The sequence below is a fragment of the Shigella sp. SIG6 genome, from assembly GCF_053555815.1.
In genome coordinates, this window is record NZ_JBQZXC010000009.1 from 41,903 (window position 1) to 51,979 (window position 10,077).

The 10,077-nt window shown below is 49.8% G+C and carries 7 protein-coding genes and 2 pseudogenes; 3 read left to right on the forward strand and 6 right to left on the reverse strand.

Features of this window, described 5'->3' with window-relative positions; genetic code table 11:
* Positions 1–387: 387 nt before the first annotated feature.
* Complete coding sequence (gene galR, locus ACUU1M_RS03105; RefSeq protein WP_000201051.1) at positions 388–1,419, forward strand: HTH-type transcriptional regulator GalR; 1,032 nt, start codon at positions 388–390, stop codon at positions 1,417–1,419.
* Between the two features lie 6 nt (positions 1,420–1,425).
* Here the strand turns inward: galR and lysA are convergent, their stop codons facing one another.
* A complete protein-coding gene (lysA, locus tag ACUU1M_RS03110; protein WP_001120739.1) occupies positions 1,426–2,688 on the reverse strand; it encodes a diaminopimelate decarboxylase in 1,263 nt (420 codons plus the stop codon).
* A 121-nt stretch (positions 2,689–2,809) separates the two neighbouring features.
* Between lysA and lysR the strand changes: the two genes are divergently transcribed.
* On the forward strand, positions 2,810–3,745 hold the full coding sequence (gene lysR, locus ACUU1M_RS03115; protein ID WP_000741828.1) for a DNA-binding transcriptional regulator LysR: 936 nt from the start codon (positions 2,810–2,812) through the stop codon (positions 3,743–3,745).
* On the opposite strand, the pseudogene ygeA reads toward lysR, so the two are convergent.
* From ygeA to ACUU1M_RS03140, 5 genes and pseudogenes are all read right to left on the reverse strand, one after another.
* Positions 3,732–4,420 (reverse strand): annotated as a pseudogene (ygeA, locus tag ACUU1M_RS03120) (amino acid racemase). The gene lysR and the pseudogene ygeA sit on opposite strands and share 14 nt — an antisense overlap.
* A gap of 128 nt (positions 4,421–4,548) precedes the next feature.
* Complete coding sequence (gene araE / locus ACUU1M_RS03125) at positions 4,549–5,967, reverse strand: arabinose-proton symporter AraE (RefSeq protein WP_000256438.1); 1,419 nt, start codon at positions 5,965–5,967, stop codon at positions 4,549–4,551.
* A 314-nt stretch (positions 5,968–6,281) separates the two neighbouring features.
* The gene (kduD, locus tag ACUU1M_RS03130; protein ID WP_000603533.1) at positions 6,282–7,043 is read right to left on the reverse strand and encodes a 2-dehydro-3-deoxy-D-gluconate 5-dehydrogenase KduD; all 762 of its coding nucleotides are present in this window, start codon (positions 7,041–7,043) and stop codon (positions 6,282–6,284) included.
* A gap of 74 nt (positions 7,044–7,117) precedes the next feature.
* The gene (gene kduI / locus ACUU1M_RS03135) at positions 7,118–7,909 is read right to left on the reverse strand and encodes a 5-dehydro-4-deoxy-D-glucuronate isomerase (protein ID WP_000383212.1); all 792 of its coding nucleotides are present in this window, start codon (positions 7,907–7,909) and stop codon (positions 7,118–7,120) included.
* 286 nt (positions 7,910–8,195) lie between these two features.
* Positions 8,196–9,377, reverse strand: coding sequence for an acetyl-CoA C-acetyltransferase (locus tag ACUU1M_RS03140; protein ID WP_000656002.1), 1,182 nt, complete (start codon positions 9,375–9,377; stop codon positions 8,196–8,198).
* A gap of 254 nt (positions 9,378–9,631) precedes the next feature.
* On the opposite strand from ACUU1M_RS03140, the pseudogene ACUU1M_RS03145 reads away from it, so the two are divergent.
* Positions 9,632–10,077 (forward strand): annotated as a pseudogene (locus tag ACUU1M_RS03145) (aromatic amino acid transport family protein); the annotation flags it as partial.

The following is a 10,077-nucleotide window of genomic DNA, read 5'->3' on the forward strand; positions in this document are numbered from 1 at the left end:
CCAACTCCCTTTGCTCTGATTCAGTAAAAGCGAATGGAGGGAGATTACACGAGATAAAGAACGCGAGCGACAGTAAATTAGGTGCGAAAAAAAACCTGCGCATCCGCGCAGGTTGGTGCAAGAGACAGGGTACGAAGAGCGTACCGAATAATCTCACCAATCAATACCTCTGGGATCACCACTTTAACAACCTGAAGCCAAACGCCACCAGCGGTCAATCGCAACAGCGTTTCGCAAAGTGTAACCAAAGGTTTGCAATCTCTTTTTTTGTCTTACTTATTTGCGTTTGGCTCACATTCCCACGATGAAAACACGCCCCCCCTTGAACCAACGGGCGTTTTCCGTAACACTGAAACAATGTAAGCGTTTACCCACAAAGGTATTTTCATGGCGACCATAAAGGATGTAGCCCGACTGGCAGGCGTTTCAGTCGCCACCGTTTCCCGCGTCATTAATAATTCACCCAAAGCCAGCGAAGCTTCCCGGCTGGCTGTGCATAGTGCAATGGAGTCTCTTAGCTATCACCCGAACGCCAACGCCCGTGCGCTGGCGCAGCAGACCACTGAAACGGTCGGTCTGATCGTTGGTGATGTTTCCGATCCGTTTTTCGGTGCAATGGTGAAAGCGGTCGAACAGGTGGCTTATCACACCGGTAATTTCTTATTGATTGGCAACGGTTACCACAACGAACAAAAAGAGCGTCAGGCTATTGAGCAACTGATCCGCCATCGCTGTGCTGCGTTGGTCGTCCATGCCAAAATGATCCCGGATGCCGATTTAGCCTCATTAATGAAACAAATGCCCGGTATGGTGCTGATCAACCGTATCCTGCCTGGCTTTGAAAACCGTTGTATTGCTCTTGACGATCGTTACGGTGCCTGGCTGGCAACGCGTCATTTAATTCAGCAAGGTCATACCCGCATTGGTTATCTGTGCTCTAACCACTCTATTTCTGACGCCGAAGATCGTCTGCAAGGGTATTACGATGCCCTTGCTGAAAGTGGTATTCCGGCCAATGATCGGCTGGTGACATTTGGCGAACCAGACGAAAGCGGCGGCGAACAGGCAATGACCGAGCTTTTGGGACGAGGAAGAAATTTCACTGCGGTAGCCTGTTATAACGATTCAATGGCGGCGGGCGCGATGGGCGTTCTCAATGATAATGGTATTGATGTACCGGGTGAGATTTCGTTAATTGGCTTTGATGATGTGCTGGTGTCACGCTATGTGCGTCCGCGCCTGACCACCGTGCGTTACCCAATCGTAACGATGGCGACCCAGGCTGCCGAACTGGCTTTGGCACTGGCGGATAATCGCCCTCTCCCGGAAATTACTAATGTATTTAGTCCGACGCTGGTACGTCGTCATTCAGTGTCAACTCCGTCGCTGGAGGCAAGTCATCATGCAACCAGCGACTAACCGCAGTTAAAGCAATTCCAGCGCCAGTAATTCTTCGATGGTCTGGCGACGGCGAATCAACCGCGCCTGACCATTATCAAACAGAACTTCTGGTAACAGCGGACGGCTATTGTAGTTGGATGACATTGATGCGCCATATGCCCCTGTATCATGCAGTACCAGATAATCACCTGCCTTCACTTCCGGCAAGGCGCGGGTTTCAACATTTCCCCCTTCCTGCTGGGTAAAGACATCGCCCGATTCACATAACGGCCCGGCGACGACGGTTTCCACCGTTGGCGCGTGTTCCAGAGAACGACCATCAGCTGCCAGGGCACTGATATGGTGGTAACTACCGTACATTGCCGGGCGCATCAGATCGTTGAACCCGGCATCAACCAGCACAAAGTGGCGGCTACCCATTTGTTTGACGCTCCGCACCTGAGTAATTAATACGCCAGACTGCGCTACCAGGAAGCGACCCGGTTCAATTTCCAGTTTCACAGGGTGGCCCAAATGGCGAGCGATTTGCTCACGCGCGGCATTCCACAGACCATAATAATGTTCGGTATCAACCGCCTCTTCACCCTGTTGATAAGGAATAGAAAGCCCACCGCCCGCAGAAATAGCCTGTAAATCCTGACCGAATTCGATGACCTGACGCACCATAGCACCACACACCTGCTCCAGATGGGCATAATCAACGCCAGAACCAATGTGCATGTGAATGCCGACTAGCTGCAGATGATGACGTTGTATCACGTCCAGTGCGGCGGGCAGATCGGTGTACCAGATACCGTGCTTGCTGTTTTCGCCACCGGTATTGGTTTTTTGGCTATGTCCGTGACCAAACCCCGGATTAACGCGCAGCCATACCCGATGCCCTGGCGAAACCTGGCCCAGTTGGTCGAGCATATCAACAGAACCCGCATTCACCGGAATTTGCAATTCACTGACGCGTTCAAGCGTCGCCTGATCGATAACATCTGCCGTAAAAACAATATCATCGGGGTGCGTTTGCGGATTGTAACCCGCCGCCAACGCACGCTCTATTTCGCCTAACGAGACGGAATCCACTTTCACGCCCTGCTCACGCATTAAGCGCAAAATATGAATATTGGAACAGGCTTTCTGTGCAAAGCGCACCACTTCAAACTGTTTCAGCGCTGCAATCTGCCGACGAATAATTTGCGCATCGTAGACCCACACCGGGCAGCCAAATTCAGCGGGCAAACGCAGCAGATTTTCGGCGGTGAGATCGGTATCGGTGCTGAACAGTGAATGTGGCATAACAAACTCCAGATGAGTGCTTTTTTATGATTACGCCACATCATAAAAAGAATAAAAAATATCGATTTATGTCGAGTCTATGCAAAAATGATATGGATTACCGGATTGCGAGAGAGCGCTAATGGCCGCCGTTAACTTACGTCATATTGAAATTTTTCATGCGGTAATGACCGCCGGAAGCCTGACTGAGGCAGCACACCTGCTACACACCTCACAGCCAACCGTCAGCCGCGAACTGGCGCGCTTTGAGAAGGTGATCGGGCTGAAATTGTTTGAGCGCGTACGTGGACGATTACATCCTACCGTGCAAGGACTGCGTCTGTTTGAAGAAGTGCAACGATCCTGGTACGGACTGGATCGCATTGTCAGCGCCGCAGAAAGTCTGCGCGAGTTTCGCCAGGGAGAACTGTCTATTGCCTGCCTGCCGGTCTTTTCGCAATCTTTTTTACCGCAGCTCCTGCAACCCTTTCTGGCACGTTATCCCGATGTCAGCTTAAATATCGTGCCCCAGGAATCACCGCTACTTGAAGAGTGGCTCTCGGCCCAGCGTCATGATTTAGGACTCACTGAGACACTCCATACGCCTGCGGGAACAGAACGTACCGAATTACTCTCTTTAGATGAAGTGTGTGTGTTACCTCCGGGTCATCCGCTGGCGGTAAAAAAGGTATTAACGCCGGATGATTTTCAGGGTGAGAATTACATCAGCCTTTCCCGTACTGACAGCTATCGCCAGTTGCTGGATCAGCTATTTACTGAACATCAGGTTAAACGACGCATGATCGTAGAAACCCACAGCGCCGCGTCAGTCTGCGCAATGGTACGGGCGGGGGTAGGTGTTTCGGTGGTTAACCCGCTCACCGCACTAGATTATGCGGCAAGCGGTTTAGTGGTGCGGCGGTTCAGTATTGCGGTTCCGTTCACCGTCAGCCTGATCCGCCCCCTGCACCGCCCGTCATCAGCGCTGGTTCAGGCGTTTAGTGGGCATTTACAAGCGGGGTTACCGAAACTGGTCACTTCTCTTGACGCTATTTTGTCGTCAGCTACGACAGCATAAAAGCGACAGCATCCTCGGCATGGATCGCCGCGGTATCAAACACAGGCAAAACACTGCGCTCTTCTGGCACCAGTAAACCAATTTCTGTGCAGCCAAAAATGACGCCCTGTGCGCCCTGTTCTGCAAGGCGAGCAATCACTTGCGCATAATAAGCGCATGACGCTTCGGTAAATTGCCCCAGACACAGTTCTTCAAAAATAATCTGATTAATTTTCGCCCGTTCATCCGCTTCAGGAATAAGACAATTGATGGAAAATTGTTCCGTCAGCCGCCCGCGATAAAAATCCTGTTCCATGGTGTAACGCGTACCCAGCAGCGCCACACGAGTCATTCCGGCCCCGGTAATTGCACGTCCGGTGGCATCCGCAATGTGTAAGAAAGGCAGAGTGCAACGTGACTCAATGGCATCCGCCACTTTATGCATCGTATTGGTACATAACACAATACCTTCTGCGCCCGCTGTAAGCCAAGCGCCGCCTCAGCCAGAATGTCCCCGGTTTTATCCCATTCCCCGCGACGCTGGCACTCTTCTATTTCATGAAAATCGACGCTATGTAGCAGCATTTGCGCAGAGTGAAGCCCACCAAGCCGCTGTTTAATGCCTTCATTTATCAGACGATAGTAAGGAATGGTGGATTCCCAGCTCATTCCTCCCAGCAAACCAATTGTTTTCATTCCTCTCTCCTGATGTGTGTTACCGCAACAAGGCTGAATAAGGAACGAGACAAACGCCTCAACGGCCAGGTGCCCAATCTCTATTAACGAAAAAAGGGCCGGATGTACAGCACATCCGGCCCGTGAAATCAGACGCCGATATTTCTCAACTTCTCGCCTGCCATCAGTTTGCGTTCGATATGTTCCAGCGTGACATTTTTGGTTTCCGGAATGAGCCAGAAAGTAATGCCCACAAACGCAATGTTCAGCGCAGTGTAGAGCCAGAACGTACCGGCAGCGCCAATGCTATCAAGCAGTGTCAGGAAGGTCGCGCCGATAATCATATTCGACACCCAGTTTGTCGTCGTCGAACAGGTAATACCGAAATCGCGGCATTTCAGCGGCTGAATTTCAGAGCACAGGATCCACACCACTGGCGCGGCGCTCATCGCATAACCGGCAATACACATCATCGTCATGCCAACAGAGAGCCAGGACAAGCCACTGGAAGCCGTACCGTTATCAAACTGCATCAGGCAATAGCCCAGCACCAGAGTGCCTAACGCCATCACGCTGAAACCAATTTTCAGAGCCGGTTTACGACCTGCTTTATCTACCGTAAAGACCGCAATGAAGGTCGCGAACATAAAGGTCAGTCCCACGACCAGAGTCGCAATCATCTGTTGTTCTGTGGTCGTAAAGCCCGCCATTTTGAAGATACGCGGCGCGTAGTACATGATGATGTTCATACCGGTAAACTGCTGCATCGCCTGCAACAACATACCGAGAAACACAGCACGACGGACGTTACGGTTGATCTTAAACAGTGCCCAACCGCCCTGTTTTAACTTCAGGCTTTCACGAATTTCGTTGAGTTCTTCTCGCGCTTTTTCCGACGTATCGCGCAGCATACGCAACACTTCTTCCGCCTCAATATGACGCCCCTTTTCCGCCAGCCAGCGCGGGCTATTTGGCAGGAAGACCACCAGAATAATCAGCAGAACTGCTGGTAAAGCAAGAACCCCCAACATTGCGCGCCAGTTACCGCTATAACTGAACGCTGTATCGGATAAAAACGCCAGCACGATGCCGAGTGTGACCATCAACTGGTACATACTGATCATCTTACCGCGAACGTTTTCACTTGCCATTTCAGAAAGATACAGAGGAGCGGTGTAAGACGCGATCCCGACAGCAATGCCCAGCACCACACGAGCGGCGATTAACATCTCTACGCTGGTCGCAAAAGCGGACCCTATAGAACCGAGTACAAACAGGATGGCCCCCGCCATCAGGCTGTATTTACGCCCCAGGCGGAACGACAGCCAACCATTAAACAGCGCACCAATTGCTGCGCCGAGCATCATGCTACTAACCACCCATTCCTGCAAACGACTGGTCAGCACAAAGTGATCGGTAATGAACGGCAACGCTCCGGCGATTACGCCGATATCAAGACCAAATAACAATCCTGCGACCGCAGCAGCTACCGAAACAAACATATTCATACGCCGCGTATCACGCAAAGAACGTGGCGTTAAAGCAGATTCCGTATTGATAGTAACCATTTTTTCCTGCCAGCAGAGAGTAAGACATTGTGAAAAAATACGTGAACAATTCACACAGGTGTCAGGTCGGAAACAGCATAAATATGGATTAAATTGCTGCGACATGCCGTTATGTGATGGATATTCCAATTTTAAAATTAAGTTGAATTATTGAGATTATTATTAACCACCTAATTTTAAAGCAGATAAAATTCATAAAGTTCATTAATTGATAATTGATATGGATTATTTCATAACCATGATATGGATTATGATGATCTAGAGATATAAAAAACCCTGCCATGCGGCAGGGTCATAAAAGTAAGAGGAATGAATTAACGCGCCAGCCAACCGCCATCCACAGCAATGGTATAACCATTTACATAATCTGAAGCGCTGGAGGCAAGAAACACTACCGGCCCCATCAGGTCACTCGGCAGTCCCCAACGGCCAGCTGGAATGCGATCGAGAATTTCCGCGCTACGTTGTTCATCTGCCCGCAGTTGTTGGGTATTGTTGGTCGCCATGTAACCCGGAGCTATCGCATTAACATTAATGTTGTGTTTAGCCCATTCGTTTGCCATCAATCGCGTCACACCCATCACGCCGCTTTTTGATGCGGTATAAGAAGGCACACGGATCCCGCCCTGGAAGGAGAGCATTGACGCGATATTGATAATCTTGCCGCCATTGCCTTGCGCGATAAAGTGTTTCGCCGCTGCCTGAGACATGAAGAATACGCTCTTGATATTCAGGTTAATGACATCGTCCCAGTCTTTTTCGCTGAACTCGAGAGCGTCTTCGCGGCGAATCAATCCGGCGTTATTCACCAGGATATCAATATGACCAAATTCAGCTACCGCGCGATCCAGCAGTCCAGGAATGCCATCAATCTTTCGCAGATCGGCGGTCAGGCTTAAAAAACGACGCCCCAGCGCCGTGACCTGCTCGATGGTTTCAGTCGGTTCAACGATGTTAATGCCAACAATGTCACAGCCCGCTTGCGCCAGCCCCAACGCCATCCCCTGGCCCAGCCCAGTATCACAACCAGTGACGACCGCAACTTTACCTTGGAGAGAAAATGCACTTAAAATCATAACAACACCTTATTCGTTTATGCCCACAACTAGCGCAAATCTTTAACGGCCACATGGTCCATATCATTAAAGACCTAGTTTTCACCGACCATGCCCCAGATAAAGGTATAAGCTTTGGTTCCGACGCCGGAATGGATCGACCAGCTTGGGGAGATCACCGCCTGCTCGTTATGCATCACAATGTGACGCGTTTCTTGCGGCTGCCCCATCATGTGGAAAACGCAGGCGTCATCATCCATATTGAAATAGAAATAAACTTCCATCCGGCGCTCGTGGGTGTGACACGGCATGGTGTTCCACAAGTTACCTGGAGCCAGCTCCGTCAGCCCCATACTCAATTGACAGGTTTCCAGTACATCCGGGACAAAATATTTGTTAATCGTGCGACGGTTACTGGTGAGGTTATCGCCTAACGTGACTGGAGATACTTCGTCCGGTGTGACTTTTTTGGTGGGATACGTCGTATGCGCGGGTGCGCAATTGTAATAAAACTTCGCCGGAGTGGCGGTATCAATACTGGCAAAGACAACTTCTTTTGCACCTTTACCAACATACAGGGCGTCGCGGTGACCGATTTCATAGCATTGACCATCGACAGTAATCGTACCGGCACCGCCAATATTGATAACACCTAACTCGCGACGTTCAAGGAAATAGCTTACGCCGAGTTGTTTACCAACTTCCCCGCCAACGGAAACCGTTTTAGTTATCGGCATAATGCCGCCAACAATAATTCGGTCAATGTGGCTGTAAACCATGGTGTACTCATCGGCGACAAATACCTTTTCAACCAAAAATTCATTGCGCAGCCCTTGGGTATCCAGCGTTTTTGCGTGCGCACCGTGGATGCTCTGTCTTACGTCCACATCAACCTCCGATAATCAGTGAAGCGTGAAAATAGAAAACGATAGTGAAACACTGTTTCGTTTTCTCTATAAAGGGATGATATGCCCATGGGCTAGGGTTTTCAATTAAAAATAAAATAATGTTTCATTTTTAAGTTAAGGATTAAAAAAAGTGCAGTGTCGATCACGAATATGTCATGAGAATGGAAAAATGAGGGAGCCCAGAAAATGTATGTCGACTTGCCAGCCATCATTATTCAACAGATTAATGACGGCAGATATTTATCGGTAAGGAGGAAATGCAGAGCTACTCGTCACGTTCAATGGTCAATGCCACGCCCTGGCCCCCGCCGATACAAAGCGTTGCCAGCCCTTTGCGGGCATTACGTTTCACCATTTCATGAACCAGAGAAACCAGGATTCGGCAACCGGAAGCGCCTATCGGGTGACCGAGTGCGATCGCGCCACCATTGACATTGACCCGACGCTCATCCCACTCAAGCATCTTGCCAACCGAAAGCGCCTGTGCAGCAAACGCTTCATTAGCCTCGATAAGATCGACATCAGCCAACTGCCAGCCTACACGCTCCAGGCAACGGCGGGTCGCATACACCGGCGCAATTCCCATCAATGCCGGATCTACACCAACGCTGGCAAATGCGCGGATGCGGGCCAGCACGGGTAAATTCAACGCTCGTGCTTTGGCTTCGCTCATCATCATTACCGCAGCTGCGCCATCGTTTATGGATGATGCATTCCCCGCGGTTACAGAACCGAGACTATCAAATGAAGGATTTAAACGGGCTAAACCTTCTGCACTGGCGTCAGTGCGTGGCTGTTCATCGGTATCAACAACCAACGTCTGACCGTTACTTTGGATCATTACCGGGACGATCTCATCTTTAAATCGTCCGGCGTCAATCGCCGCTCGCGCTTTTTGTTGCGAGCTAAGTGCGTAAGCATCCTGCAACTGACGGCTGATGCCATATTCGCGAGCCAGATTTTCGGCGGTGACACCAATATGATAATCATTGAAGGCATCCCACAACCCATCATGCACCAGACTGTCAACCAACTGGCTATTGCCAAGCTGTGCACCGGTGCGGCTATCAGTCAGAACATGTGGTGCGCGGCTCATGTTTTCCTGGCCACCGGCGATGACAATATCAGCCTCGCCACACTGTATCGCCTGAGTAGCCAGATGCAGTGCTTTAAGACCGGAACCGCAAACGTCATTAATCGTGATTGCAGAAACGCTGTTAGGAAGACCACCTTTAATAGCCGATTGCCTTGCCGGATTCTGCCCTGCCCCTGCAGTCAACACCTGACCAAGAATTACTTCATCCACCGCATATGCAGGAACGCCGGTAAGTTCTATTAACGCTTTCACGACCAGACTACCAAGTTCCACGGCGGAATGACCCGCTAACGCACCACGAAAGCAGCCGATAGGTGTCCGTAACGCCCCGACAATCACAACGTCTTTCATCACAACCTCGCACCAATTAACAGTGCAATAGTAAATGATTGTTAATTACAGTTATCTTAATTGTTTAAAAAAAGTGATTTTTATCACAAAGGAAATATGCCTGAGCAGTAGTCAGAGTCATAACTGGCACGTAAGGTTTGCAACCACTAACCCACCAATAGATGGGTAGATAGGGCGTTAATCTCCCATACTTAACTTGGTTTATGGTAAATTGCCCTCCATTTTGTTTAATTTGTAGATGATACGTTCAGATAATGTCTAATATTTGGTCTAAAGAAGAAACTCTGTGGAGTTTCGCGCTCTACGGCACAGCCGTTGGTGCAGGCACGCTATTCCTTCCTATTCAGTTAGGTTCGGCAGGGGCTGTGGTCCTGTTTATTACTGCTCTGGTCGCCTGGCCTTTAACATATTGGCCACATAAAGCCTTATGCCAGTTCATCCTCTCATCAAAAACATCAGCAGGTGAAGGGATAACGGGCGCGGTAACACACTACTATGGCAAGAAGATTGGTAATCTGATTACCACGCTGTACTTCATCGCCTTTTTTGTCGTCGTGTTGATATATGCAGTGGCAATTACCAACTCACTTACGGAACAGCTGGCAAAGCATATGGTTATTGATCTTCGCATCCGTATGTTGGTGAGTCTGGGTGTTGTATTAATTCTGAATCTCATTTTTCTGATGGGACGTCATGCCAC

Excerpts from the sequence above, each read along its gene's own strand:
- lysR (WP_000741828.1), top strand. The coding sequence starts at position 2,810 with ATGGCCGCCGTTAACTTACGTCATATTGAAATTTTTCATGCGGTAATG.
- araE (WP_000256438.1), bottom strand. The coding sequence starts at position 5,967 with ATGGTTACTATCAATACGGAATCTGCTTTAACGCCACGTTCTTTGCGT.
- lysA (WP_001120739.1), bottom strand. The coding sequence starts at position 2,688 with ATGCCACATTCACTGTTCAGCACCGATACCGATCTCACCGCCGAAAAT.
- kduD (WP_000603533.1), bottom strand. The coding sequence starts at position 7,043 with ATGATTTTAAGTGCATTTTCTCTCCAAGGTAAAGTTGCGGTCGTCACT.
- galR (WP_000201051.1), top strand. The coding sequence starts at position 388 with ATGGCGACCATAAAGGATGTAGCCCGACTGGCAGGCGTTTCAGTCGCC.
- ACUU1M_RS03140 (WP_000656002.1), bottom strand. The coding sequence starts at position 9,377 with ATGAAAGACGTTGTGATTGTCGGGGCGTTACGGACACCTATCGGCTGC.